Origin of the sequence: Streptomyces cinerochromogenes, from assembly GCF_014648635.1 — a bacterium.
Lineage (GTDB): Bacteria > Actinomycetota > Actinomycetes > Streptomycetales > Streptomycetaceae > Streptomyces > Streptomyces cinerochromogenes.
Genome location: NZ_BMRM01000006.1, coordinates 415,885 through 439,490, shown reverse-complemented (window position 1 = coordinate 439,490; position 23,606 = coordinate 415,885). Strand labels below are relative to the sequence as shown.

The following is a 23,606-nucleotide window of genomic DNA, read 5'->3' as shown; positions in this document are numbered from 1 at the left end:
CGCCGACCCGTTCACGGTCCACACCCGCTGGATCGAGACCGAGTTCGTCAACGACATCAAGCCCTTCACCGGGCCCGCCGACGCGGAGGCGGAGGAGGAGCTGGGCCGCGAGACCGTCGTCGTCGAGGTCGGCGGCAAGCGCCTGGAGGTCTCCCTCCCGGCCTCCCTGGGCATGTCCCTGGCCCGCACGGGCCTCGCGGCCGGCGCCAAGCCGAAGCGCCGCGCGGCGAAGAAGTCCGGCCCCGTCGCCTCCGGCGACACCCTCGCCTCCCCGATGCAGGGCACGATCGTCAAGATCGCCGTCGAGGAGGGCCAGGAGGTCCAGGAGGGCGACCTGATCGTCGTCCTGGAGGCCATGAAGATGGAACAGCCCCTCAACGCCCACAAGGCGGGCACCATCAAGGGCCTGGCCGCCGAGGTCGGCGCGTCCATCACCTCGGGCTCCGCGATCTGCGAGATCAAGGACTGACGGCACGCTGCACAGTGACGCCCGGTGGACCGACCTCGGTTGGTCTGCCGGGCGTTCCGCTTCCGGCGCGGGGAGCACGGTGACCCGGAGCCCTACGGCGGCCGGGCACCCGCGCCCTCAGCGCCGCCGCAGATCGGCGACCCGCCCCCGCTCGGGCCCCGCCGGCTCGCCCAGCCCCGGCCCGGAGCGGAGCGCCATGCCCCTCCTCGGCCCCGGGAGCGGAGCGCGCCGCGCCGGGGCCTGCTCACCCCCCGGAGAGACTCCGTTCGCCCCCGTCACGGCGATCTGCACCCCCTGGTCGGCCAGCGCCTGCAGCTCCGTGCCGGCGCGGTCGTCGTGGGCGGGCGGCTCGTCGGTGACCAGGCGGGTGATGAGGTCCGTCGGCACGGTCTGGAACATCGTGTCCGTGCCGAGCTTGGTGTGGTCGGCGAGGACCACGACCTCCGCTGCGGCCTGGACGAGGGCGCGGTCGACGGACGCCGAGAGCATGTTGGAGGTGGACAGGCCCCGTTCGGCCGTCAGGCCGCTTCCGGAGAGGAAGGCCTTCGACACCCGCAGGCCCTGGAGGGACTGCTCGGCGCCGGAGCCGACGAGGGCGTAGTTGGAGCCGCGCAGGGTGCCTCCGGTCATCACGACCTCCACCCGGTTGGCGTGGGCCAGCGCCTGGGCCACCAGGAGGGAGTTGGTGACGACCGTGAGGCCCGGCACGCGCGCGAGGCGGCGGGCCAGCTCCTGCGTGGTCGTACCGGCCCCCACCACGATCGCCTCGCCTTCTTCGACGAGGCCCGCGGCGAGGTCGGCGATGGCCGTCTTCTCGGCGGTCGCGAGATGGGATTTCTGCGGAAAGCCGGACTCCCGCGTGAACCCGCCCGGCAGTACCGCACCGCCGTGCCGGCGGTCGAGGAGTCCTTCTGCCTCCAGTGCGCGCACGTCCCGCCGTACGGTCACTTCGGAGGTCTGGACGACGCGGGCGAGCTCACGGAGCGACACGGCACCGTTCGCTCGCACCATTTCGAGGATCAATTGGCGACGTTCAGCAGCGAACACGAAACTGACAGTAACCCCAGCGACCGTCTGCTTTCAGCAGTTTGCGCCGAATAACAGAAGTTGTTCGCATGGTGGGGCGGGAAGTGATATAGGCCCCGCCCGCCCCGACTATGCCGTCCGCACGCGCCACAACTCCCCGTGACCAGCGGGAAGTCGGCCGGGCCCGTCAGCCCTCCGCGCTCGCCTTGCGCGTGTGCAGCTGCCGGGCGACCTCCGCGATCGACCCCGAAAGGGAGGGGTACACCGTGAACGCGTTCGCGATCTGTTCGACCGTCAGATTGTTGTCGACGGCGATCGAGATGGGGTGGATCAGTTCCGAGGCGCGGGGGGCCACCACCACACCGCCGACCACGATCCCGGTGCCCGGCCGGCAGAAGATCTTCACGAAGCCGTCCCGGATGCCCTGCATCTTGGCGCGCGGGTTGCGCAGCAGCGGCAGCTTGACGACCCGGGCGTCGATCTTGCCCGCGTCCACGTCGGCCTGCGTGTAGCCGACGGTGGCGATCTCGGGGTCGGTGAAGACGTTGGAGGAGACCGTCTTCAGGTTGAGCGGGGCCACCGCGTCGCCGAGGAAGTGGTACATGGCGATGCGGCCCTGCATGGCGGCGACGGAGGCGAGGGCGAAGACACCGGTCACGTCACCGGCGGCGTAGACGCCCGGCGCGGTCGTGCGGGACACCTTGTCGGTCCAGATGTGGCCCGACTCGCGCAGCTTGACGCCGGCCTCCTCCAGGCCGAGGCCCGCGCTGTTCGGGATGGCGCCGACGGCCATCAGGCAGTGGGAGCCCGTGATGACCCGGCCGTCGGCCAGCGTCACCTCGACCCGGTCGCCGACGCGCTTGGCGGACTGCGCGCGGGAGCGGGCCATGACGTTCATGCCCCGGCGCCGGAAGACGTCCTCCAGCACGGCGGCGGCGTCCGGGTCCTCGCCGGGCAGCACGCGGTCGCGGGAGGACACGAGGGTCACCTTCGACCCGAGCGCCTGGTAGGCGCCGGCGAACTCGGCACCGGTCACACCGGAGCCGACCACGATCAGCTCTTCCGGCAGCTCGGTGAGGTCGTAGACCTGGGTCCAGTTGAGGATGCGCTCGCCGTCGGGCTGGGCGTCGGGCAGCTCGCGCGGGTGGCCGCCGGTGGCGATGAGGACGGCGTCGGCGGTGAGGCTCTCCTCGGTGCCGTCGGCGGCGGTGACGACGACCTTGCGGGAGCCGTCCAGGGCCTGCATGCCGTCCAGCCGGCCGCGCCCGCGCATGACCCGGGCGCCGGCGCGCGTCACGGAGGCGGTGATGTCGTGGGACTGGGCGAGCGCGAGCCGCTTCACCCGGCGGTTGACCTTGCCGAGGTCCACGCCGACGACCCGGGCCGCCTGCTCCAGCGGCGGGGTGTCGTCGGCGACGATGATCCCCAGCTCCTCGTAGGAGGAGTCGAAGGTGGTCATCACCTCGGCCGTGGCGATAAGGGTCTTCGACGGCACGCAGTCGGTCAGCACCGACGCTCCGCCCAGACCGTCGCAGTCGACGACGGTCACCTCCGCGCCGAGCTGGGCGGCCACCAGGGCCGCCTCGTATCCGCCGGGTCCGCCACCGATGATCACGATCCGAGTCACGTACTCCATTGTCCCGCACGCTTCAAGGTGCTACTGCCCGGGGGCACCACCGGGTCACTCCTGGGACACCGGAGGCGCACGGGACGTCTGCCGTACCCTCTCCCCATGTCGCTCTATGCCGCGTACGCCGGCAACCTCGACGCGCGCCTGATGTCCCGCCGCGCCCCGCACTCCCCGCTGCGCGCCACCGGCTGGCTGAACGGCTGGCGGCTGACCTTCGGCGGCGAGCAGCTGGGCTGGGAGGGCGCGCTGGCGACGATCGTCGAGGACCCGCTGGCCGGGGTCTTCGTCGGCCTGTACGACATCGCGCCCATGGACGAGGAGTCGCTCGACCGGTGGGAGGGTGTGGGCCTCGGCATCTACCGGCGGGTACGCGTGCGCGTGCACACGCTGGACGGCGAGGAGCCGGCCTGGGCGTACGTCCTCGACGGCTACGAGGGCGGTCTGCCGTCGGCGCGCTACCTGGGCGAGATCGCCGACGCGGCGGAGTCGGCGGGGGCCCCGCACGACTATGTGATGGAACTCCGCAAGCGCCCCTGCTGACCCGGCGCCCCCTTCCCCGCCCGGCCCTCCACCTGGCCCTCCGCCGCCGTTTGTGGAAACCGACAAGGTAACGGATCCAAACCCGTGGGCTCTGTCATCTACGCGCGTAGGCGAAGACCGGCTACCCTCGTCGGCGTGAACGCATCTCTTCTTCCGGACGACATCCAGGGCGACCCCTACGCCGCCGCCGACGCCGCCGCCGCGCGCCTGCGCGCCCTCACCGGCGCCGAGACCCACGACGTCGCCCTCGTGATGGGCTCCGGCTGGGCTCCGGCCGTCGACGCCCTGGGCGCACCCGACGCCGAGTTCCAGGTCACCGAGCTGCCCGGCTTCCCGCCGCCGGCCGTCGAGGGGCACGGCGGCAAGATCCGCTCGTACTCCTTCGGTGACAAGCGCGCCCTGGTCTTCCTGGGCCGCACCCACTACTACGAGGGCCGCGGCGTCGCCGCCGTCGCCCACGGCGTGCGTACGGCCGTGGCCGCGGGCTGCAAGACGATCGTGCTGACGAACGGCTGCGGCGGCCTGCGCGAGGGCATGCGCCCCGGCCAGCCGGTCCTCATCAGCGACCACATCAACCTGACGGCGACCTCGCCCATCGTCGGCGCCAACTTCGTCGACCTGACGGACCTGTACTCCCCGCGCCTGCGCGCCCTGTGCAAGGAGATCGACCCCACGCTGGAGGAGGGCGTCTACGCCCAGTTCCCCGGCCCGCACTACGAGACCCCGGCCGAGATCCGCATGGCCCGCGTCATCGGCGCGGACCTCGTCGGCATGTCCACGGTCCTCGAAGCCATCGCCGCCCGCGAGGCCGGCGCCGAGGTCCTGGGCATCTCCCTGGTAACCAACCTGGCCGCGGGCATGACCGGCGAACCCCTCAACCACGAGGAGGTCCTCCAGGCCGGCCGCGACTCCGCGGCACGGATGGGGCAGCTGCTGGGCCAGGTGCTGAACAAGCTGTAAGCGCCGGGGGCCGGGCACCGGGGCGGCTCATGCCGGGGCGCGGATGCCGCCGCCACGGCGACGCGCCCCCGGCCGCCCGCCCGGCCTGCCGGGTCGGACGGGCGGGTGGGCGAACGGGGGTCCGGGGAGCGGAGCCCCCAGTGGACCAGGCAAACACGGAGAGGTTGATCCCAAGGTGCACGACGATCTCATGGCCAAGGCCAGCGCATGGCTCGCCGAGGACCCCGACCAGGAGACCCGCGACGAACTGGCCAAGCTGATCGAGGCCGGCGACGTCGAGGAACTGTCGGCCCGGTTCTCCGGCACCCTCCAGTTCGGTACCGCGGGTCTCCGCGGCGAGCTGGGCGCCGGCCCGATGCGCATGAACCGCAGCGTCGTCATCCGCGCCGCCGCCGGTCTCGCCGCGTACCTGAGGAGCAGGGGCCAGGCCGGCGGAACCGTCGTCATCGGCTACGACGCCCGCCACAAGTCCGCCGACTTCGCGCGGGACACCGCCGCCGTGATGACCGGTGCCGGCCTGCGCGCGGCCGTGCTGCCCCGCCCCCTGCCCACCCCCGTCCTGGCCTTCGCCATACGGCACCTCGGCGCGGTCGCGGGCGTGGAGGTCACCGCCAGCCACAACCCGCCCCGCGACAACGGCTACAAGGTCTACCTCGGCGACGGCTCCCAGATCGTGCCGCCCGCCGACGCGGAGATCGCCGCCGAGATCGACGCGATCGCCTCCCTGCACGACGTGCCCCGCCCGGAGAGCGGCTGGGAGACCCTGGACGAGTCGGTGCTGGACGCCTACCTCGCCCGCACGGACGCCGTCCTGGACCCCGCCTCCCCGCGCACCGCCCGCACGGTCTACACGGCGATGCACGGCGTCGGCAAGGACGTCCTGCTGGCCGCGTTCGCCCGCGCCGGCTTCCCCGAGCCGGTGCTGGTCGCCGAGCAGGCCGACCCGGACCCGGACTTCCCGACGGTCGCGTTCCCGAATCCGGAGGAGCCGGGCGCGATGGACCTGGCGTTCGCTCAGGCCCGCGCCGTCGACCCGGACCTGGTCATCGCCAACGACCCGGACGCCGACCGCTGCGCCGTGGCCGTGAAGGACGGCGCCGACTGGCGCATGCTCCGCGGTGACGAGGTCGGCGCCCTGCTCGCCGCCCACCTGGTCCGCCGCGGCGCCCGGGGCACCTTCGCCGAGTCGATCGTCTCCTCCTCCCTGCTCGGCCGGATCGCCGGGAAGGCGGGCCTGCCGTACGAGGAGACGCTGACCGGCTTCAAGTGGATCGCCCGCGTCGACGGCCTGCGCTACGGCTACGAGGAGGCCCTCGGCTACTGCGTGGACCCCGAGGGTGTACGCGACAAGGACGGCATCACCGCCGCGCTGCTGATCACCGAGCTGGCGTCCGTGCTGAAGGAGGAGGGCCGTACCCTCCTCGACCTGCTCGACGACCTCGCCGTGGAGCACGGTCTGCACGCCACGGACCAGCTGTCGGTGCGCGTGCAGGACCTCTCCCTGATCGCGGACGCGATGCGCCGGCTGCGCGAGCAGCCGCCGACCGAGCTGGCCGGTCTGCCGATCGTCCGGGCCGAGGACCTGACCCGGGGCACGGACAGGCTGCCTCCCACGGACGGCCTGCGCTACACGCTCGACGGCGCCCGGGTCATCGTCCGCCCCAGCGGCACCGAGCCGAAGCTGAAGTGTTACCTGGAGGTCGTCGTACCGGTCTCCGCGCACGACGCGCTCCCGGCCGCCCGCGCCCGCGCGACCGAGCTGCTGGCAGCCGTCAAGCGCGACCTGTCGGCGGCCGCCGGCATCTGACCCACGGCCCACCCACGGGGCCCTGCCGCCCATCCACGGGCCGGGAAGGCAGGGCCACCGGCCAGGAAGGCAGGGCCACCGGCCAGGGCGGCGGCTCGATCCACCGCCTGACCGGTGGCCGGGAGATCGTCACCGCACGGTCGCCGCCCACGAGACCGCCGCGGTTTGGTCGTCGGCCGGGAGATCGTCGCCGCCAGGTCGCCGGCCACGAGACCGCCGCCGCCAGGCCGTCAGCCGGGAGACCGTCGCAGCCCGGTCGTCAGCCGGAACATCCTCACCACCAGGCCGTCAGCCACGAGACCCGCACCACCGGGCCGCCGGCCACGAGACCGTCGCCGCCGGACCGTCGGCCGGGAGATCGTCGCCGCCAGGCCGTCAGCCAGGAGACCCGCACCACCGGGCCGCCGGCCACGAGACCGCCGCAGCCAGGCCGTCAGCCACGAGATCGTCGCCGCCAGGCCGTCAGCCGCGAGACCCCCACCACCGGGCCGCCGGCCACGAGACCGCCGCCGCCAGGCCGCCGGCCACGAGATCGTCGCAGCCGGGCCGCCGGCCGGGAGACCCTCACCACCGGGCCGCCGGCCACGAGACCGTCGCCGCCGGACCGTCGACCGCGAGATCGTCGCCGCCAGGCCGTCAGCCAGGACATCCGCACCACCGGGCCGCCGGCCACGAGACCGCCGCAGCCAGGCCGTCAGCCACGAGATCGTCGCCGCCAGGCCGTCAGCCGCGAGACCCCCACCACCGGGCCGCCGGCCACGAGACCGCCGCCGCCAGGCCGCCGGCCACGAGATCGTCGCAGCCAGGCCGTCAGCCAGGACATCCGCACCACCGGGCCGCCGGCCACGAGACCGCCGCAGCCAGGCCGCCGGCCACGAGACCGTCGCCGCCGGATTGACGCACCGGCACCAGCGCCGAGGGCCTGCCGGCGGTCCGCTCGTAGACGCCGGCCCGCGTTCCCGCCACCGCCGCCGGGGCGCCCCGGCGGCGTGTCCGGCTCAGGACAGGAACAGCAGGGCCGCCGCCCAGGCGGCCTCCGCCACCAGCGCCAGGGGCCACAGCGGCCGGCCCCGCTGACCGCGGTCGGCCGACGCGGAAGGACGCAGTGACGGGTCGTGCCACAGGGCGGTGATCTCCCCGGCGGTCCGTTCGTACGGGTGCAGGAGACCGAACCTGCGCTCCAGCCACGGCCAGCGGGGCGCGTGCGCCGACCAGCCGGTGAAGGAGGCCCGCCGGCTGTCCAGCTTCAGCTCGGTGCCGGTGCAGTCGACGGTCCTGATCTCGTCCCAGGGCAGCAGCCGGGGTCCGCGCAGTCCGCCCAGCCACAGGCCCTCCCGGTCGGCCGTGATCCGCCAGGCGACCCAGTGGGGCAGCCACAGCGCGCCGACGAACCCGGCGAGGGCAGCGAGCCCGTAGCGCCAGCCTCCGGTGTCACTCCAGAAGACGACGCCGGCCCACACCACCAGCAGCAGTGCACGGAGCCGGTCCAGCAGCCCCGCCCGCCACTGCCGTATCCCCGCGGGGACGCCACCCCCCGCCTCCCGCTCCCGGGCGACGGTCTCCCGGGCCGCCCGGCGCAGCTCCGCGTGCGACGCCTCCCGGGCCGCCCGGCGCTTCTCCGCGGCCGACAGCCGCCGTACCGTCGCCCCGGACAGCGGCCGCACGGGTCCCGTCGACCGTTCCACGACCGGCGGCCCGTCCGCCGCCTCGGCGGCCGTGACCAGCAGGATCTCGGCGCCGTCGCAGGGCACGCCGTACAGCAGGGCCTCCCGCAGCGGCCCCGGTCCCTCCCGGTCCATCCGCGCCAGGAAGTCGTCCAGCTCCGCTTCGTCGTCCCCTTCCCCCTTGTCCCCGGTCTTGTCCCCGGTCATCTCCCCGGTCTCCCCGACGGCGTCCCCGGCCTCGGTGACGGCGACCCGGAAGAGGGGCCGCAGCGCGGCCGTGTCGTCGGCGGCGAACACCTCCGTGTCGCCGTCGGCGCCCTCGCGCACGAGCACCCGCAGCACGGGCGCCGGCGCCGCGCGCAGGGCGGCGGCCCGGCGGCGGCCCAGCAGCCCGGAGACCAGCGTGGTCAGGCCCTGACCGGCGACCAGCCAGGCGAGCGCGGGCAGCGTCCGCGCCGCCTCGGACGGGTCCGGCGCAGGGGCCGGGACGAGGACGACGGCAGCGAGCCCGAGCGCGAGCAGGACGCCTCCGCACACGATGAGGAACCGGCCGCGGGGCAGGGGCCGACCGGAGTCCGGCAGCGGCGCGGTGACGCCGGACGCCGCGTCCCGGGCCCGGTCCCATTGCCGGCGCCGGGCCGCCAGCCGGGGCACGGCAGCCGCCCAGACCAGGGCCAGGAAGGTCACGGCGACCGCGGTCTCCGGCCAGGTCGTCCCGGGCCGCAGGACGACGAGCAGCACCGCGAGCACAGGAGCGGACACCGGGACGATCTCCGGGCGCGCGTACAGCCACAGTCCGTGCAGCGCCGGCAGCGCCGCCGCCCACGGCTGCCATCCGGCGGGCAGCACCAGCAGTGCCGTGGCCGCCACGGAGGCGGACAGGGCGGTCAGCAGCTGCCGGGTCCGGTAGGGCAGGGGTACCCAGCGGGACGGCAGCGCGTCGAGCCAGCGGCGGGCGTGCTCACCGCTCCAGGAGGGGCAGCCGTCGGGCACCACCGCTGCGGGCAGCGGCAGGGGCGACGGCGGTCCGGGGGTCGTACTCATCGCATTCCAGACACTCGACAGCGGCGAAGGGTCGGCTACGGCCCCGGCCCGGAACCAGCCGCGGACGGCCCGCGCCCCCCGACAGACCTCACCCCGAAAGCACCCCCGGCCAGCCGCGCCCCCGACAAACCTCAGGCCAGAGCCGTCACAGACAGGCCCGCTCCCCCGACGAACCTCAGCCCAGAGCCACCAGGATCACCAGCAGCACGGCCCCCGCCACCGCCGGGGCCATCACCTCGTAGGCCCAGCGCACGCTGACCTCGCCCTGTGCCGACTCGGCCTCCGCCCGGTGTTCCAGGAGTTCCCGGAGGTCGTCCACGATCTGGTCGGTTTCCGCGCGGGTCGGCCCGGTGTCGGGGCCGCGCAGGCTGAAGCCGCCGAGGCCGAGGCCGCCCGGGCCGAGGCCGCCGCCCCGGCTGCCCGGTGTCACGCCCCGGGCCTCGTCCGCCGCCGCCCGCTGCTGCCGGCGCGCCGCCTTCTTGCGGGCGCGCAGCGAGACGGGGACGGCCCACAGCTGGTACTTGGTGCCGGACTTGGCGACGACCTCGTTGGAGTAGCCGGAGCGCAGGGAGGCGATCTCGCCCCAGGGCAGGGTGATCACCCGCAGCGGGTTGCGGACGCGCAGCCGGTCCTCGTTGGCGAAGACCGCCGGGCGGAGTGTGAAGGCGATGACCACCGGCACGATCAGGATCAGCCCGGCCAGCGCCAGCCACGGGGTCCGGCCGTGGCCCTTGGCCAGGGCGTCGAAGCCCAGCCAGAGGACGACCAGAAGCAGCAGCACGCCGCCCGCGAGGCCCAGGGGCGAGCGGTAGATCCGGTCCTTGGCGGCGGACGCCGGCGGCGGTGACGCGGGTGACGGGTGATCCGGGGTGGTCATGGCCCCGATTCTGCACGACGGCGCCGACGGCGCGGCCAGGCGCCCGCGAACCGGCGCTCATCCGTGATCTCCGGCGCCGCTGTGAGCAGCGGGGGTGTACAGCCGCTACGCGCGTAGATATGCTCGTCTGGTGACCATGCCCAGTACTGCACCCGCCGCACACGCCCTGAGTGACGTGACCGCGTCCGACAGCACGCTGCGCCGTTTCCTCCACGGGCTGCCCGGCGTCGACGCGGTCGGCCTGGAGGCGCGCGCCGCCTCTCTCGGAACCCGTTCCATCAAGACGACCGCGAAGGCGTACGCCATCGACCTCGCCATCTCGATGGTCGACCTGACGACGCTGGAAGGCGCGGACACCCCGGGCAAGGTCCGGGCGCTCGGCGCCAAGGCGGTCCACCCCGACCCCACGGACCGCACGACGCCGACGACGGCCGCGGTCTGCGTCTACCCCGACATGGTGGCCGTCGCCAAGGAGGCCGTCGCCGGCTCGGGCGTGAAGGTCGCCTCGGTGGCCACCGCCTTCCCGGCCGGCCGTGCCGCCCTCGACGTGAAGCTGGCCGACGTCCGTGACGCCGTCGCCGCCGGCGCCGACGAGATCGACATGGTCATCGACCGGGGCGCGTTCCTCTCCGGCAGGTACCTGAAGGTGTACGACGAGATCGTCGCCGTGAAGCAGGCCTGCGGGGACAGCGCCCGGCTGAAGGTCATCTTCGAGACCGGCGAGCTGTCGACGTACGACAACATCCGCCGCGCCTCCTGGCTCGGCATGCTGGCCGGCGCCGACTTCATCAAGACCTCGACGGGCAAGGTGGCGGTCAACGCCACGCCCGCCAACACCCTGCTGATGCTGGAGGCGGTCCGCGACTTCCGCGCGCAGACCGGCGTCCAGGTCGGCGTGAAGCCGGCCGGCGGCATCCGCACCAGCAAGGACGCCATCAAGTTCCTCGTCCTGGTCAACGAGACCGCGGGCGCGGACTGGCTGGACAACCACTGGTTCCGCTTCGGCGCCTCCTCGCTCCTGAACGACCTGCTGATGCAGCGTCAGAAGCTGGCCACCGGCCGCTACTCCGGCCCCGACTACGTGACGGTGGACTGATCCCCATGGCATCCGCATTCGAGTACGCCCCCGCGCCCGAGTCCCGCTCGGTCGTCGACATCGCCCCCTCCTACGGCCTGTTCGTCGACGGCGAGTTCACCGAGGCCGCCGACGGCAAGGTCTTCAAGACGGTCTCCCCGTCGACGGAGGAGGTCCTCTCCGAGGTCGCCCAGGCCGGTGCCGAGGACGTCGACCGCGCCGTGAAGGCAGCCCGCAAGGCCTTCGAGAAGTGGTCGGCGCTGCCCGGCTCCGAGCGCGCCAAGTACCTGTTCCGCATCGCGCGGATCATCCAGGAGCGCAGCCGTGAGCTGGCGGTCCTGGAGACGCTGGACAACGGCAAGCCGATCAAGGAGACCCGCGACGCGGACCTCCCGCTGGTGGCGGCCCACTTCTTCTACTACGCGGGCTGGGCCGACAAGCTCGACCACGCCGGGTTCGGCGCGAGCCCGCGCCCGCTGGGCGTGGCCGGCCAGGTCATCCCCTGGAACTTCCCGCTCCTGATGCTGGCGTGGAAGATCGCCCCGGCGCTCGCGACCGGAAACACGGTCGTCCTGAAGCCCGCCGAGACGACCCCGCTGTCCGCCCTGTTCTTCGCGGACATCTGCCGCCAGGCCGGCCTGCCCAAGGGTGTCGTCAACATCCTCCCGGGCTACGGCGACGCGGGCGCCGCGCTGGTCGCGCACCCCGACGTGAACAAGGTCGCCTTCACCGGCTCGACGGCGGTCGGCAAGGAGATCGCCCGCACGGTCGCCGGCACGCACAAGAAGCTGACCCTCGAACTGGGCGGCAAGGGCGCGAACATCGTCTTCGACGACGCCCCGATCGACCAGGCCGTCGAGGGCATCGTCAACGGCATCTTCTTCAACCAGGGCCAGGTCTGCTGCGCGGGCTCCCGTCTCCTGGTCCAGGAGTCGATCCAGGACGAGCTGCTGGACTCCCTCAAGCGCCGCCTGTCCACGCTCCGCCTCGGCGACCCGCTGGACAAGAACACCGACATCGGCGCGATCAACTCCGCCGAGCAGCTGGCCCGGATCACCGCGCTGGCGGAGCGGGGCGAGGCGGAGGGCGCCGAGCGCTGGTCGCCGGCGTGCGAGCTGCCGTCCTCCGGCTACTGGTTCGCCCCGACGCTCTTCACGAACGTCACCCAGGCCCACACCATCGCCCGTGACGAGATCTTCGGCCCGGTGCTGTCGGTCCTCACCTTCCGCACCCCGGACGAGGCGGTCGCCAAGGCGAACAACACCCAGTACGGCCTCTCGGCCGGCATCTGGTCCGAGAAGGGCTCCCGCATCCTGGCCGTGGCGAACAGGCTGCGCGCGGGTGTCGTCTGGTCCAACACGTTCAACAAGTTCGACCCGACCTCGCCGTTCGGCGGCTACAAGGAGTCGGGCTTCGGCCGCGAGGGCGGCCGCCACGGCCTGGAGGCATACCTCGATGTCTGACCGTCTGTCCGTCTTCAAGACCTACAAGCTGTACGTCGGCGGGAAGTTCCCGCGTTCCGAGAGCGGCCGGGTGTACGAGGTGACCGACGCAAAGGGCAACTGGCTGGCGAACGCTCCCCTGTCCTCCCGCAAGGACGCCCGTGACGCGGTCGTGGCCGCGCGCAAGGCGTTCGGCGGCTGGTCCGGCGCGACCGCCTACAACCGGGGTCAGGTCCTCTACCGCGTCGCGGAGATGCTGGAGGGCCGCAGGGAGCAGTTCGTCCGGGAGGTCGCCGACGCGGAGGGCCTGTCGAAGTCCAAGGCGGCGGCCGTCGTGGACGCGACGATCGACCGCTGGGTCTGGTACGCGGGCTGGACCGACAAGATCGCCCAGGTGACCGGCGGGGCCAACCCGGTCGCGGGCCCGTACTTCAACCTCTCCTCGCCGGAGCCGACCGGCGTGGTCGCCGTCCTGGCCCCGCAGGAGTCGTCGTTCCTCGGCCTGGTCTCGGTGGTGGCCCCGGTGATCGCCACCGGCAACACGGCGGTCGTGATCGCCTCCGAGAAGGCCCCGCTGCCCGCCCTGTCCCTGGGCGAGGTACTGGCCACCTCCGATGTCCCGGGCGGCGTGGTCAACGTCCTCTCCGGCCGTACGGCGGAGATCGCGGCGCCGCTCGCCGCGCACCAGGACGTCAACGCGATCGACCTCGCGGGCGCGGACGAGGCGCTGGCGAAGGAGCTGGAGATCGCGGCGGCCGACAACCTGAAGCGCGTCCTGCGTCCACAGGCTGTGGACTACTTCGAGACGCCCGGGACCGAGCGGATGACGGCGTTCCTGGAGACCAAGACGGTGTGGCACCCGACGGGGTCGCTGGGCGCGGGCGGTTCCTCCTACTGACGGGCGCGGGGCGGGGAACCGCGTGACCGGCCGGCCGCGGGTTCACCGTGGCCGGTCGCGCCCGCGCGGCGGAACCGCATGTCGAACACCGCCCCGCGCCCCTTCGGGGGCGCCTTCAGCGGCCCAGTCCTCCCAGGACCTGCCCCAGCACCGGGACGCTGCCCAGGGACGGAGCCTGGGCCAGGGGGCGGGTGAGGGTCTGGGAGCCGACCGGCTTGAAGTCGGCCAGCTGGGTGCCCACCCCGTTGTCCAGGGGGTCGACACCCGTGCCCGCCAGCGGGTTGGGCTTGAGGCCGGCGACCGGGCCGGTGACGTAGCCGACGATGCCCGTCGCGGCGCGCATGCCGGCCTGGGGGTCGATGTTGCCCGTGTCGACGGGGCGGTAGTTGAGGCCCACGCCGGGGAGGGAGTCGGCGGACGCCGTGGCCGCCCCCGCTCCCAGGGCCGCTCCGGCGGTGACGAGGGCGATCAGGGCGCGCTGCGCGGTCGGGTGCTCGGGGGAGGTGTGTCGGGCCATCGCTGGTGCCACCTTCTGGTGCGCAGGGTAATGAGGTCGACACGAAGGGTAGTTGAGGCCGGGCTCACGCTCAAAAGCCGACCCGCGGGGTCGGCAGGGCGGCCGCCATGCGTCAAACTGGTGTTCCGTGAGCATTCATCCCTCGCCCCCCGCCCGTGTCGTGCTGCTGTGCGGCCCCTCGGGCTCGGGCAAGTCACTCGTCGCCGCCCGTTCCGGGCTCCCCGTGCTGCGCCTGGACGACTTCTACAAGGAGGGTGACGACCCGACTCTGCCCCTGGTGCAGGGGAGTTCGGACATCGACTGGGACCACCCGGAGTCGTGGGACGCGGACGTCGCGGTGGAGGCCATCACCCGGCTGTGCGCGACGGGGTCCACCCCGGTGCCGGTGTACGACCTCGGGCTGAGCGCCCGCACCGGCGAGGAGACGCTGCACATCGGCCGTACCCCGCTGTTCATCGCGGAGGGCATCTTCGCCGCGGAGATCGTGGAGCGCTGCCGGGAGCTGGGCGTGCTCGCGGACGCGCTGTGCCTGTCCCGCGGCCCGGTCACCACCTTCCGGCGGCGCTTCGTGCGCGACCTGAAGGAGGGCCGCAAGTCGGTGCCGTTCCTGCTCCGCCGCGGCTGGCGGCTGATGCGGGCGGAGCGCACGATCGTCACCCGCCAGGTGTCCCTCGGCGCGCACCCGTGCGACCGGGACGAGGCACTGAGCAGGCTGGCGGCAGCGGCGGCGGGCCGGCAGGCACGCCAGGAGACGCCGGCGTAGGGGCCGTACGCACGAACGCACGAACGCGCGAAAACGGGACTGGTAGGACCCCCCGGCCCACCAGCCCCGTTTCCCGTTGCTCCCCCGTACTCTCCTCCCCCGTTCCCCCGTATCCCCCGTTCTCCGCCGAGGCCCACCCCCCAGTGGTCCCCCGCGGTCCCCCGTGCTCCCCCCGTGCTCCCCCCGTGTTTCCCCCGTCCCCCCGGACCTTCAGGCGACCAGTTCGCCGAAGGCGTCCTCCTGGTCACGGCCGAAGCTGAGGACCTCGTCCTCGCGCAGCCGGCGCAGCGAGCGCCAGATGCTGGACTTCACCGTGCCGACACTGATGCCGAGTATCTCCGCGATCTCCGGGTCCGTGCGGCCCTCGTAGTAGCGCAGGACCAGCATGGTGCGCTGGAGTTCGGGCAGCCGGGCCAGCGCCTGCCACAGGACCGCGCGCAGCTCGGTGCCGCGCATCGCGTCCGTCTCGCCGGGCGTCTCCGGCAGTTCCTCGGTCGGGTACTCGTTGAGCTTGCGGCGCCGCCAGGCGCTGATGTGCAGGTTGGTCATGGTGCGGCGGAGGTATCCGCCGACCGCCGCCTTGTCGCTGATCCGCTCCCACGCCTTGTACGTCGAGAACAGCGCGCTCTGCAGCAGGTCCTCGGCCTCGAAGCGGTCGCCGGTCAGGTGGTAGGCGGTGGCGTACAGGGAGGCGCGGCGCTCCTGGACGTAGGCGGTGAACTCCGCCTCCGTCAGCGAACGGCGCTCCCCCGAGTCCTCCCTGTACGCGGCTCCCCCGTGGGCTTCCCCCCGCCCGTCGACCACCGTCATGTAGGGCTGAAGCCCCTGCTGCGCATGAACGGTGTGCTGACGCCCGGTGCCGCGAGCGCACCCCCGCCCGCTCACGGCACCGGACTTCTCGGATCCCCGGTGCACGTCGTGCAGACGCGTGACCACTGCGCTGGTGCTGATGCTGTGCAGCGTGTTCATCTCGCGCTCCCCGTCGTGGACTTCCGGTGAATCGGTCTTGCCGGGCCGGTTCCTGCTCCCCGTCCGGCCCGTGACGAAAAGACTGCCGGGGTGACTTCATGGCCGTGTCCGTCGACTGTCACAGACCTGTCACAGGGGTCCCACCCGGTCAGGTCACACGCGGCGCACAGGTGACGGCGCTGGGGGACCGCGCCGACAGGAGGGGGCCGGGAGGTCGTACGGCAGCCCTCCATGGGCCAGAATGAGCCTGTGCCTTCCCTGTTGCTGATCGAGGACGACGACGCCATCCGTACGGCCCTGGAGCTGTCCCTGACGCGCCAGGGGCACCGGGTGGCCACCGCTGCCAGCGGCGAGGACGGTCTGAAGCTGCTGCGCGAGCAGCGGCCGGACCTCATCGTGCTGGACGTGATGCTGCCCGGCATCGACGGGTTCGAGGTGTGCCGGCGCATCCGGCGCACCGACCAGCTGCCGATCATCCTGCTGACCGCGCGCAGCGACGACATCGACGTCGTGGTCGGCCTGGAGTCGGGGGCCGACGACTACGTCGTCAAGCCGGTGCAGGGCCGGGTGCTGGACGCCCGGATCCGGGCCGTGCTGCGGCGCGGCGAGCGCGAGTCCAGCGACTCGGCGACCTTCGGCAACCTGGTCATCGACCGGTCCGCGATGACCGTGACGAAGAACGGCGAGGACCTCCAGCTCACCCCGACCGAGCTGCGGCTGCTGCTGGAGCTGAGCCGGCGGCCCGGTCAGGCGCTGTCCCGGCAGCAGCTGCTGCGGCTGGTGTGGGAGCACGACTACCTCGGTGACTCGCGCCTGGTCGACGCGTGTGTGCAGCGGCTGCGCGCCAAGGTCGAGGACGTCCCCTCGTCCCCGACGCTGATCCGCACCGTCCGTGGTGTCGGCTACCGCCTGGACGCGCCTCAGTGACCGACACGCAAGGGGGGCTGCGCGGCTGGGCCGCGGGGCGCAGGGGAAGTCTGTCGCGGCTCAGGTTCACCAGCCTGAGGCTGCGCCTGGTACTGGTCTTCGGTCTGGTCGCGCTCACCGCCGCGGTGTCGGCGTCGGGCATCGCCTACTGGCTCAACCGGGAGGCGGTGCTCACCCGCGCCCAGGACGCGGTGCTGCGCGACTTCCGGCAGGAGATGCAGAACCGCGCGGGCGCGCTGCCGGAGCATCCGACGCAGGACCAGCTGCAGCGGGCCGCGGGCCAGATGGCCGCCAGCAGCCAGCACTTCAGCGTGCTGCTCGTCGCCGAGGACGCCCGGGGCAAGACGGTGTACGGCAACTCGGGCGGCATCAACGGCTTCGCGCTGGAGGACGTGCCCGAGTCGCTGCGCGCCGCCGTGACCAAGCGGCAGGAGGTGACCGGCTCCAACAAGGATCCGTACCACCTGTACTGGCAGCGGGTCGTGGACCACGGCACGCCGTACCTGGTCGCGGGGACGCGCGTCATCGGCGGCGGTCCGACCGGTTACATGGCGAAGTCCCTGGAGCCGGAGGCCAAGGACCTCAACTCGCTGGCCTGGTCGCTGGGCATCGCCACCGGGCTCGCGCTGATCGGTGCCGCGCTGCTGGCGCAGGCCGCCGCGACGACCGTGCTGAAGCCGGTGCACCGGCTCGGTGTGGCCGCCCGGAGCCTCGGCGAGGGCAAGCTGGACACCCGGCTGCGGGTCTCCGGCACCGACGAACTCGCCGACCTGTCCCGGACCTTCAACAACGCGGCCGAGGCGCTGGAGCAGCGGGTCGCCGAGATGGCCGCGCGGGACGAGGCGTCCCGTCGCTTCGTGGCCGACATGAGCCATGAACTGCGTACCCCGCTCACCGCCATCACCGCCGTCACGGAGGTGCTGGAGGAGGAGCTGGAGGCGGAGACCGGCAGCATGGACCCGATGATCGAGCCGGCCGTGCGGCTGGTGGTCAGCGAGACCCGGCGGCTGAACGACCTGGTCGAGAACCTCATGGAGGTCACCCGCTTCGACGCGGGCACCGCCCGGCTGGTTCTGGACGACGTCGACCTCGCCGACCAGATCACCGCCTGCATCGACGCCCGTGCCTGGCTGGACGCGGTCGAGCTGGACGCCGAGCGCGGCATGCACGCCCGGCTGGACCCGCGTCGCCTGGACGTCATCCTCGCCAACCTGATCGGCAACGCCCTCAAACACGGCGGCTCGCCGGTGCGGGTGTCGGTCCGGGAGGCGGACGACTCGATCGAGATCCGGGTCCGCGACCACGGGCCGGGCATCCCGGAGGACGTCCTCCCGCACGTCTTCGACCGCTTCTACAAGGCGAGCGCCTCCCGGCCGCGCTCCGAGGGCAGCGGGCTCGGCCTGTCCATCGCCCTGGAGAACGCCCACATCCACGGCGGCGAGATCACCGCGGCCAACTCGCCCGACGGAGGCGCGGTGTTCACCCTGCGGCTGCCACGGGACGCCTCACGGCTGACCGAGGAGGGCGACGAGGGCGACGCGGGCGCCAAGGACACCAGGACCGACAGAGACAGCTCAGGAGAGGAGGGGTCATGACCGTACGACGGCTGCTGGCGCTGCCCCTCCTGGGCGCGCTGCTCGCCGGCTGCGGCATCCGGGCCACGGAGGTGCCGACCGACTTCGGGGCGGCGCCGTCGCGGGTGCCGTGCACACTGACCGCGTCCGACCTGTCCACGGAGGCCGGCCGGGGGGTGCCGGTGCAGGTCTTCCTGCTGTGCGGGGCGTCCCTGGTGGCCGTCGACCGGACCGTGCGGGTCCCGGAGGGCACCCCGGACGCCCGGCGCCGGGTGATCGTGGCGCAGGGGCTGCTGGACCAGCTCGCGAAGTCGCCGTCCCCCGCGGAGCGCTCCGCGGGGTACACGACGTACGTGCCGGGCGGCCTCGGTGTGAGCGGGCCCCGGCCGAAGGACCCCGAGGACACCCTGCGCCTGAGCACGCCCCCCTCGCGGCTCACCTCCTACGCCCTGGCCCAGCTGGTGTGCACCCTGTCCGACTCGGCGGCCACGGAGGACGACGGCTCGGTCATCCTGGGCGGCCCCGACGGCCCCCTGCGCCGCTACGAGTGCACGGACGAGCTCCGTGACCACCCGGGCAGCACCCAGCCGCCGTCCGGCGAGGTGACGGGCGCCTAGCACCTGCCGGCACCTGTCAGCACCTGTCAGCACCTGTTTGCCTGCCGAAAAGATTCCGCGGTGGAACCAATGACGCCGGCCGCCGCGTCTAGGGGTTCGTGCAGCGTCAAGGCTCCATCGGCGGCAGCGCCGCGATCCGCGTCCGTGTGACAGGGGGTGTCCTCCTCGTCGCACACCTCGCCCTCGTCGCCTGGCTGATGCTGCGCCCCCTGGACGTCCCCTGGGTGATGCCCCCGAACCTGCGTCCCCTGGCCGGTGTCAGGGCCGACCTGGCGCTGGGCTGGCCCGGGGCGGCCAGACCCCTCGGTGAGGGGCTCGCGCTGCTCGCGCCGCTGGGCGTGCTGCTGCCGCTGGCACACGGCAGGCTCACCGTCTCCCCGCTGGCGTCGCTGCTGCGTACGGCCGCGGCCGGCGCGCTGATCTCCCTCGGCATCGCCCTGTTGCAGACGGGCGTGCCGGGCCGTGTGGTGGACGTCGACTCGCTGCTGCTGAACACGACGGGGGTCGTCCTGGCCCACCTGGCCGTCGTACCGGCGGGCCGGGCCTGGCTGCGGCGGCGGGACGCGCGGGAGCCCGGGGCGGCCGGGATCGCGGTCACCGTCCAGGAGGAGCTGTCTCAGGGCTGTACCCCGACGATTCCCAGGGTCGGGATCGCCCCTTAGAGTGATGCTTCGTCCCCTTCGTCTCCGTACCGTTGAGAGCAGTTGAGAGGTCCCGCACGGGACCTGCCACCGGCTCGCACCGACAGGGATCGGCAGCGGGCCGACGACCACGGAGGAGCCGACATGACCGCCCTTGCCCGCCCCACCCACGGCCGCGTGATCGGCGGAGTCTGTGCCGCGCTGGCCCGGCGCTTCGGCACCTCGGCCACGACCATGCGGGTGATCTTCCTGGTGTCCTGCCTGCTGCCGGGCCCGCAGTTCCTGCTCTACATAGCGCTGTGGATGCTGCTGCCGTCCGAGGACAAGGCCCGTACGGCCTGGTGACGCCCGGGCCCGGGTACGCCACGGGGGCGCGTCCGGACGTACCGGAGCGCCCCGCGCGAGGGACGGAAGCCGGGCTCAGCCGACCGGGACCCCGTTGATCGGCACGCCGTGCGTGGGCAGGCCCTTCAGCGGCAGTCCGCCGAGCAGACCGGCGACCGGCTTGGTCGGGCCCTCCGCGACGACGCTCTCGGCGACGGGCTGCGCGGCGGCCGCCCCCTTCTTCGCGGCCGGCAGCGCCGCGGCGACACCCCGCTTGGCGACGGGCTTGAGCGTCTTCACCGCGCCGCTGTCCGGCAGCGCCTCGATGACCTGCCCGGGCGGCAGCGTCCTGGTGACGGTGTCCAGCGTCTGGCCGGCGTCCGGGCTGGCCGGGGCCGCGCTCGCCACGCCCGCACCGGCGGCGGCGAAAGCGGCGCCGAGGGCGGCGACACCGAGGGTCTTGGCAGCAGACTGCTTCATGGTGAATGCGTCCTTGTATGCGGAGACGGGAGATCACAAACGATCTGAGCGGTCCACGACCGTAAACATCCCCGACCGGCCGCCGCAAACACCGAAATGCGGACGCCTTGTGAAAGCGCGTCCGCATGCCGAGCCGGGACAATCCGGCGACTAGACCTCCGTACCGGCAGAACCGCTGGTGGAAGCGGTCTGCCGGAACAGCCATTCGGATTTCAGCTCGGCATATCCGGGCTTGATCACGTCATTGATCATCGCGAGTCGTTCATCGAAAGGAATGAACGCTGATTTCATCGCATTGACGGAGAACCACTGGAGGTCGTCGAGCGTGTAGCCGAACGCCTCGACGAGGTGCTCGAATTCCCGGCTCATGGTGGTGTGCGACATCAGCCGGTTGTCGGTGTTCACGGTGGCCCGGAAGTGCAGCCGGCGCAGCAGCCCGATGGGGTGCTCGGCGTAGGAGGGCGCGGCCCCGGTCTGCAGGTTGGAACTGGGGCACAGCTCCAGCGGGATCCGCTTGTCGCGGACGTAGGAGGCGAGCCGGCCGAGCGTGACCGAGCCGTCCTCGTGGACCTCGATGTCGTCGATGATCCGCACCCCGTGACCGAGCCGGTCGGCGCCGCACCACTGGAGCGCCTGCCAGATGGACGGCAGCCCGAAGGCTTCGCCGGCGTGGATCGTGAAGTGGTTGTTCTCGCGCTTGAGGTACTCGAAGGCGTCCAGGTGCCGGGTGGGCGGGTAGCCGGCCTCGGCGCCCGCGATGTCGAAGCCGACCACGCCCGAGTCCCGGTAGCGGTTGGCGAGTTCGGCGATCTCCAGGGAGCGGGCCGCGTGCCGCATGGCGGTCAGCAGGGCGCCGACCCGGATCCGGTGCCCGTTCTCCCGGGCCAGCCGCTCGCCCTGCCGGAATCCCTCGTTGACGGCCTCGACCACCTCTTCCAGGGTCAGGCCCCCGTCGAGGTGCTGTTCGGGCGCGTACCGCACCTCGGCGTAGACGACCCCGTCCTCGGCGAGGTCCTCGGCGCACTCCCGGGCGACCCGGACCAGGGACTGCCTGGTCTGCATCACGCCGACGGTGTGCCGGAAGGTCTCCAGATAGCGTTCCAGCGAGCCGGAGTCGGCGGCCTCCCGGAACCAGATCCCGAGCTTGTCGGGGTCGGTCTCGGGCAGTTCGGAGTAGCCGGTCTCCCGGGCGAGGTCGACGACGGTGCCGGGGCGGAGCCCGCCGTCGAGATGATCGTGCAGCAGTACCTTGGGCGCCCGGCGGATCTGGTCGTCGGTGGGGGCGTTCCCGGTCGGTGCGGTCTGGCTCGTCATTTCCGCACTCTAACGCCTACGCGCGTAGAGCACGCGGTGTGCGCGGCAGCTGTTTTCCGGCACTTTTCCGTCGATACGCAACGGTGACCCCACGGACGGGTTTGGTACACCGCGCCTTCTGACACTGTTCTGTCATGGGACAGCAAGCGACGCCGGTCCGAACGGCCGGGCTGGGAAGGGCAGTCGGCCCGGAGCCGACGTCGGTGAGCGGAGCGGTGCTGCTGCTCCCCGGCGGGGAGGAGGTCTCCGCCCGCCGGCCCTCCCCCGTCCGGCCGATGTCCCTCCTCCGCTCCCTGGGTCGCGCGCTCGCCCGCGCGGGCCGGTCCGAGGGGCTGGCCGTCCACGCCGTCCACTACCGCTACCGCGGCTGGAACGGCAGCGAGGCCCATCTGGCGGCGGACGCCGAGTGGGCCGCCGACGAGGTCGTACGACGGTACGGGGACGTGCCCGTGTGCCTGGCCGGCGTGGACATGGGCGCACGCGCGGCGCTCCGCTCCGGCGGCCACGAGGCGGTCAACTCCGTGGTGGCGCTGGCCCCCTGGCTGCCGGAGGAGGACGTCGCCGCGCCGGCCGAGCCGGTGAAGCAGCTGGTCGGGCGCCGGGTGCTGATCGCGCACGGCACGAACGACGAACGCACCGATCCCGAGCTGTCGTTCCGGTTCGCGGCACGGGCGAAGAAGGTCAACCGGGAGGTGTGCCGGTTCGAGGTGCACTCCGACGGGCACGGGTTGCACGGGCACCGGGACGAGGTGCGGTCTCTGGCGGTGGATTTCGTGCTGGGCGCGCTGTTCGGGCACTGCGTGTCCCGCCCGGTCGAGGACGCGTTGGCCGCGCCGCCGCCGATCGGACTCCGGATGCCGCTGGCCGCGGGGTTCGGCAAGTCGTTGAGGCGGTAGGGGCGGGGCACGCCCTGTGGACACCGGCGTGCGGGGCGTCCGTGATATCCGGCGTGCGGGGCGTCGGTGGCTTCCGGTGTGCGGGGCGTCGGTGGCTTCCGGTGTGCGGGGCGTCCCTGGTTTCCCGCGCGGTTCCCCGTGCCCCCCGGGCCGGCTGCCCCTACGACGGGAGCAGGTTGCCCCTTCTCGACAGCAGGAACTTCTTGAAGGCCGCCACCGGCGGGGTGTCGGGGCGGTCCGCCAGCCAGGCGACGCCGATCTCGCGGGCCGCTCTCGGGGCCGTCACCGTCAGTTCCACCACGCCCGGGCGGGGGACGGTCGGCGGGGGCAGGAGGGCGACGCCCAGGCCCGCCGCCACCAGGCCCCGCAGGGTCTCCGCCTCCTCTCCCTCGAAGGCGACCCGCGGGCGGAAGCCCGCCTGGCGGCACAGGTCGTCGGTGATGCGGCGCAGGCCGTAGCCGGGTTCCAGGGTGACGAAGGTTTCCTCGGCCGCCTCGGCCAGGCGGATGCGGCGGCGGGCCGCCAGGCGGTGGTCGGCGGGGACGACCAGGCGGAGCTTCTGCTCGTCCAGGCGGCGGGCGACCAGGTCGGGGGCGTCGGGGACCGGCGAGGTGAGGCAGAGGTCCAGTTCGCCGGCGCGCAGCCCCTCCAGCATCGCCTCGCCGTGGTTCTGGACCAGGCTGAAGCGGATGCGCGGGTGGCCGGCGCGGAAGGCGTGCAGCAGTCCGGGCACGGTCTCGGCGCCCATGGTGTGCAGGAAGCCGAAGGCGACCTTGCCGGTGGCCGGGTCGGCGTCCGCGCGGACCTCCTCGGCGGCCCGCTCGATCTCGGCGAGGGCCCGCTCGACGGAGGCGAGGAAGGTGCGGCCGGCGGTGGTCAGGGAGACCGTGCGGCCGTGCCGGGCGAACAGGTCGACGCCCAGGTCCTGTTCCAGGCGGACCATCGCCCGGGACAGGGTGGACTGGGGGACGTTCATCTCCTGCGCGGCCCGGGTGACGTGCTCGGTGCGGGCCACTCCGGCGAAGTAGGCGAGGCGGGGCGCGAGCAGCCTCGCCGTCCCGGCCGTGTCTTCTGTGTCACCGGACGGTGACAGCCGCGCCTGTGACCTTCGCTGATGCGCCATGGGAACGATTATGGGCTTTCCATGCATTG

The 23,606-nt window shown here is 73.1% G+C and carries 23 protein-coding genes; 14 read left to right on the top strand and 9 right to left on the bottom strand.

The annotated features are described in order from the left end of the window. A partial coding sequence (locus tag IEZ20_RS15205; RefSeq protein ID WP_189298507.1) for an acyl-CoA carboxylase biotin carboxyl carrier protein subunit occupies window positions 1–469 on the top strand: 469 nt, incomplete at its 5' end. Between the two features lie 117 nt (window positions 470–586). On the opposite strand, the gene IEZ20_RS15200 is transcribed toward IEZ20_RS15205, so the two are convergent. Then, complete coding sequence (locus IEZ20_RS15200) at window positions 587–1,516, bottom strand: DeoR/GlpR family DNA-binding transcription regulator (RefSeq protein ID WP_189298504.1); 930 nt, start codon at window positions 1,514–1,516, stop codon at window positions 587–589. Window positions 1,517–1,682: 166 nt separating this feature from the next. Beyond that, window positions 1,683–3,131, bottom strand: coding sequence for an NAD(P)H-quinone dehydrogenase (locus IEZ20_RS15195; protein ID WP_189298502.1), 1,449 nt, complete (start codon window positions 3,129–3,131; stop codon window positions 1,683–1,685). 96 nt (window positions 3,132–3,227) lie between these two features. On the opposite strand from IEZ20_RS15195, the gene IEZ20_RS15190 reads away from it, so the two are divergent. From IEZ20_RS15190 to IEZ20_RS15180, 3 genes are all read left to right on the top strand, one after another. Then, the gene (locus tag IEZ20_RS15190) at window positions 3,228–3,665 is read left to right on the top strand and encodes a gamma-glutamylcyclotransferase family protein (protein ID WP_189298500.1); all 438 of its coding nucleotides are present in this window, start codon (window positions 3,228–3,230) and stop codon (window positions 3,663–3,665) included. A 135-nt stretch (window positions 3,666–3,800) separates the two neighbouring features. Next, window positions 3,801–4,625 carry a purine-nucleoside phosphorylase gene (locus IEZ20_RS15185; RefSeq protein ID WP_189298498.1) on the top strand — a complete coding sequence of 275 codons (825 nt, stop codon included), beginning with the start codon at window positions 3,801–3,803 and terminating at the stop codon, window positions 4,623–4,625. Window positions 4,626–4,800: 175 nt separating this feature from the next. Then, window positions 4,801–6,432, top strand: coding sequence for a phospho-sugar mutase (locus IEZ20_RS15180; protein ID WP_189298496.1), 1,632 nt, complete (start codon window positions 4,801–4,803; stop codon window positions 6,430–6,432). A gap of 998 nt (window positions 6,433–7,430) precedes the next feature. Here the strand turns inward: IEZ20_RS15180 and IEZ20_RS15175 are convergent. Further along, window positions 7,431–9,140 (bottom strand): hypothetical protein, encoded by a 1,710-nt coding sequence (locus IEZ20_RS15175; protein WP_189298494.1) that lies wholly within the window; start codon window positions 9,138–9,140, stop codon window positions 7,431–7,433. A gap of 175 nt (window positions 9,141–9,315) precedes the next feature. Further along, on the bottom strand, window positions 9,316–10,017 hold the full coding sequence (locus IEZ20_RS15170; protein ID WP_189298492.1) for a PH domain-containing protein: 702 nt from the start codon (window positions 10,015–10,017) through the stop codon (window positions 9,316–9,318). Between the two features lie 136 nt (window positions 10,018–10,153). Between IEZ20_RS15170 and deoC the strand changes: the two genes are divergently transcribed. The 3 genes from deoC to IEZ20_RS15155 are packed head-to-tail and all read left to right on the top strand — an operon-like array spanning window position 10,154 to window position 13,432. Further along, a complete protein-coding gene (gene deoC, locus IEZ20_RS15165) occupies window positions 10,154–11,113 on the top strand; it encodes a deoxyribose-phosphate aldolase (protein ID WP_189298491.1) in 960 nt (319 codons plus the stop codon). Window positions 11,114–11,118: 5 nt separating this feature from the next. Then, complete coding sequence (locus IEZ20_RS15160) at window positions 11,119–12,555, top strand: aldehyde dehydrogenase family protein (protein ID WP_189298489.1); 1,437 nt, start codon at window positions 11,119–11,121, stop codon at window positions 12,553–12,555. Continuing rightward, a complete protein-coding gene (locus tag IEZ20_RS15155) occupies window positions 12,548–13,432 on the top strand; it encodes an aldehyde dehydrogenase family protein (protein WP_189298487.1) in 885 nt (294 codons plus the stop codon). The genes IEZ20_RS15160 and IEZ20_RS15155 overlap by 8 nt, the downstream gene beginning before the upstream one ends. A 115-nt stretch (window positions 13,433–13,547) precedes the next feature. Here the strand turns inward: IEZ20_RS15155 and IEZ20_RS15150 are convergent, their stop codons facing one another. Then, on the bottom strand, window positions 13,548–13,949 hold the full coding sequence (locus IEZ20_RS15150; RefSeq protein ID WP_189298485.1) for a hypothetical protein: 402 nt from the start codon (window positions 13,947–13,949) through the stop codon (window positions 13,548–13,550). Between the two features lie 160 nt (window positions 13,950–14,109). Between IEZ20_RS15150 and IEZ20_RS15145 the strand changes: the two genes are divergently transcribed. Continuing rightward, on the top strand, window positions 14,110–14,712 hold the full coding sequence (locus IEZ20_RS15145) for a uridine kinase family protein (protein WP_189298569.1): 603 nt from the start codon (window positions 14,110–14,112) through the stop codon (window positions 14,710–14,712). A gap of 210 nt (window positions 14,713–14,922) precedes the next feature. On the opposite strand, the gene IEZ20_RS15140 is transcribed toward IEZ20_RS15145, so the two are convergent. Then, window positions 14,923–15,681, bottom strand: a complete 759-nt coding sequence (locus tag IEZ20_RS15140) for a SigE family RNA polymerase sigma factor (RefSeq protein WP_189298483.1) — start codon at window positions 15,679–15,681, stop codon at window positions 14,923–14,925. Between the two features lie 249 nt (window positions 15,682–15,930). On the opposite strand from IEZ20_RS15140, the gene afsQ1 reads away from it, so the two are divergent. From afsQ1 to IEZ20_RS15115, 5 genes are all read left to right on the top strand, one after another. Further along, on the top strand, window positions 15,931–16,608 hold the full coding sequence (gene afsQ1 / locus IEZ20_RS15135) for a two-component system response regulator AfsQ1 (RefSeq protein WP_106980762.1): 678 nt from the start codon (window positions 15,931–15,933) through the stop codon (window positions 16,606–16,608). Next, window positions 16,605–18,203, top strand: coding sequence for an ATP-binding protein (locus tag IEZ20_RS15130; protein WP_189298481.1), 1,599 nt, complete (start codon window positions 16,605–16,607; stop codon window positions 18,201–18,203). Before afsQ1 ends, IEZ20_RS15130 begins: the two co-directional genes overlap by 4 nt. Continuing rightward, a complete protein-coding gene (locus IEZ20_RS15125; protein ID WP_189298479.1) occupies window positions 18,200–18,799 on the top strand; it encodes a hypothetical protein in 600 nt (199 codons plus the stop codon). The genes IEZ20_RS15130 and IEZ20_RS15125 overlap by 4 nt, the downstream gene beginning before the upstream one ends. Window positions 18,800–18,897: 98 nt before the next feature. Beyond that, complete coding sequence (locus IEZ20_RS15120) at window positions 18,898–19,461, top strand: VanZ family protein (RefSeq protein WP_189298477.1); 564 nt, start codon at window positions 18,898–18,900, stop codon at window positions 19,459–19,461. Between the two features lie 123 nt (window positions 19,462–19,584). Further along, on the top strand, window positions 19,585–19,785 hold the full coding sequence (locus tag IEZ20_RS15115; RefSeq protein WP_189298475.1) for a PspC domain-containing protein: 201 nt from the start codon (window positions 19,585–19,587) through the stop codon (window positions 19,783–19,785). A gap of 75 nt (window positions 19,786–19,860) precedes the next feature. Here IEZ20_RS15115 and IEZ20_RS15110 read toward each other — a convergent pair whose 3' ends face one another. Together IEZ20_RS15110 and IEZ20_RS15105 are read right to left on the bottom strand one after the other, a co-directional pair. After that, complete coding sequence (locus IEZ20_RS15110; RefSeq protein ID WP_189298473.1) at window positions 19,861–20,244, bottom strand: ATP-binding protein; 384 nt, start codon at window positions 20,242–20,244, stop codon at window positions 19,861–19,863. Between the two features lie 150 nt (window positions 20,245–20,394). Continuing rightward, window positions 20,395–21,558, bottom strand: coding sequence for an adenosine deaminase (locus IEZ20_RS15105; protein ID WP_189298471.1), 1,164 nt, complete (start codon window positions 21,556–21,558; stop codon window positions 20,395–20,397). A 134-nt stretch (window positions 21,559–21,692) separates the two neighbouring features. Between IEZ20_RS15105 and IEZ20_RS15100 the strand changes: the two genes are divergently transcribed. Next, window positions 21,693–22,454, top strand: a complete 762-nt coding sequence (locus IEZ20_RS15100; RefSeq protein ID WP_189298469.1) for an alpha/beta hydrolase — start codon at window positions 21,693–21,695, stop codon at window positions 22,452–22,454. 160 nt (window positions 22,455–22,614) lie between these two features. Here IEZ20_RS15100 and IEZ20_RS15095 read toward each other — a convergent pair whose 3' ends face one another. Next, complete coding sequence (locus tag IEZ20_RS15095) at window positions 22,615–23,577, bottom strand: LysR family transcriptional regulator (protein WP_189298467.1); 963 nt, start codon at window positions 23,575–23,577, stop codon at window positions 22,615–22,617. Window positions 23,578–23,606 lie beyond the last annotated feature (29 nt).

Bases quoted from the DNA above. Each gene is read 5' to 3' on its own strand.
- IEZ20_RS15195 (WP_189298502.1), bottom strand. From the start codon at position 3,131: ATGGAGTACGTGACTCGGATCGTGATCATCGGTGGCGGACCCGGCGGA.
- IEZ20_RS15190 (WP_189298500.1), top strand. From the start codon at position 3,228: ATGTCGCTCTATGCCGCGTACGCCGGCAACCTCGACGCGCGCCTGATG.
- IEZ20_RS15175 (WP_189298494.1), bottom strand. From the start codon at position 9,140: ATGAGTACGACCCCCGGACCGCCGTCGCCCCTGCCGCTGCCCGCAGCG.
- IEZ20_RS15170 (WP_189298492.1), bottom strand. From the start codon at position 10,017: ATGACCACCCCGGATCACCCGTCACCCGCGTCACCGCCGCCGGCGTCC.
- deoC (WP_189298491.1), top strand. From the start codon at position 10,154: ATGCCCAGTACTGCACCCGCCGCACACGCCCTGAGTGACGTGACCGCG.
- IEZ20_RS15160 (WP_189298489.1), top strand. From the start codon at position 11,119: ATGGCATCCGCATTCGAGTACGCCCCCGCGCCCGAGTCCCGCTCGGTC.
- IEZ20_RS15155 (WP_189298487.1), top strand. From the start codon at position 12,548: ATGTCTGACCGTCTGTCCGTCTTCAAGACCTACAAGCTGTACGTCGGC.
- IEZ20_RS15150 (WP_189298485.1), bottom strand. From the start codon at position 13,949: ATGGCCCGACACACCTCCCCCGAGCACCCGACCGCGCAGCGCGCCCTG.
- IEZ20_RS15140 (WP_189298483.1), bottom strand. From the start codon at position 15,681: ATGAACACGCTGCACAGCATCAGCACCAGCGCAGTGGTCACGCGTCTG.
- IEZ20_RS15125 (WP_189298479.1), top strand. From the start codon at position 18,200: ATGACCGTACGACGGCTGCTGGCGCTGCCCCTCCTGGGCGCGCTGCTC.
- IEZ20_RS15115 (WP_189298475.1), top strand. From the start codon at position 19,585: ATGACCGCCCTTGCCCGCCCCACCCACGGCCGCGTGATCGGCGGAGTC.
- IEZ20_RS15110 (WP_189298473.1), bottom strand. From the start codon at position 20,244: ATGAAGCAGTCTGCTGCCAAGACCCTCGGTGTCGCCGCCCTCGGCGCC.
- IEZ20_RS15105 (WP_189298471.1), bottom strand. From the start codon at position 21,558: ATGACGAGCCAGACCGCACCGACCGGGAACGCCCCCACCGACGACCAG.
- IEZ20_RS15100 (WP_189298469.1), top strand. From the start codon at position 21,693: ATGGGACAGCAAGCGACGCCGGTCCGAACGGCCGGGCTGGGAAGGGCA.
- IEZ20_RS15095 (WP_189298467.1), bottom strand. From the start codon at position 23,577: ATGGCGCATCAGCGAAGGTCACAGGCGCGGCTGTCACCGTCCGGTGAC.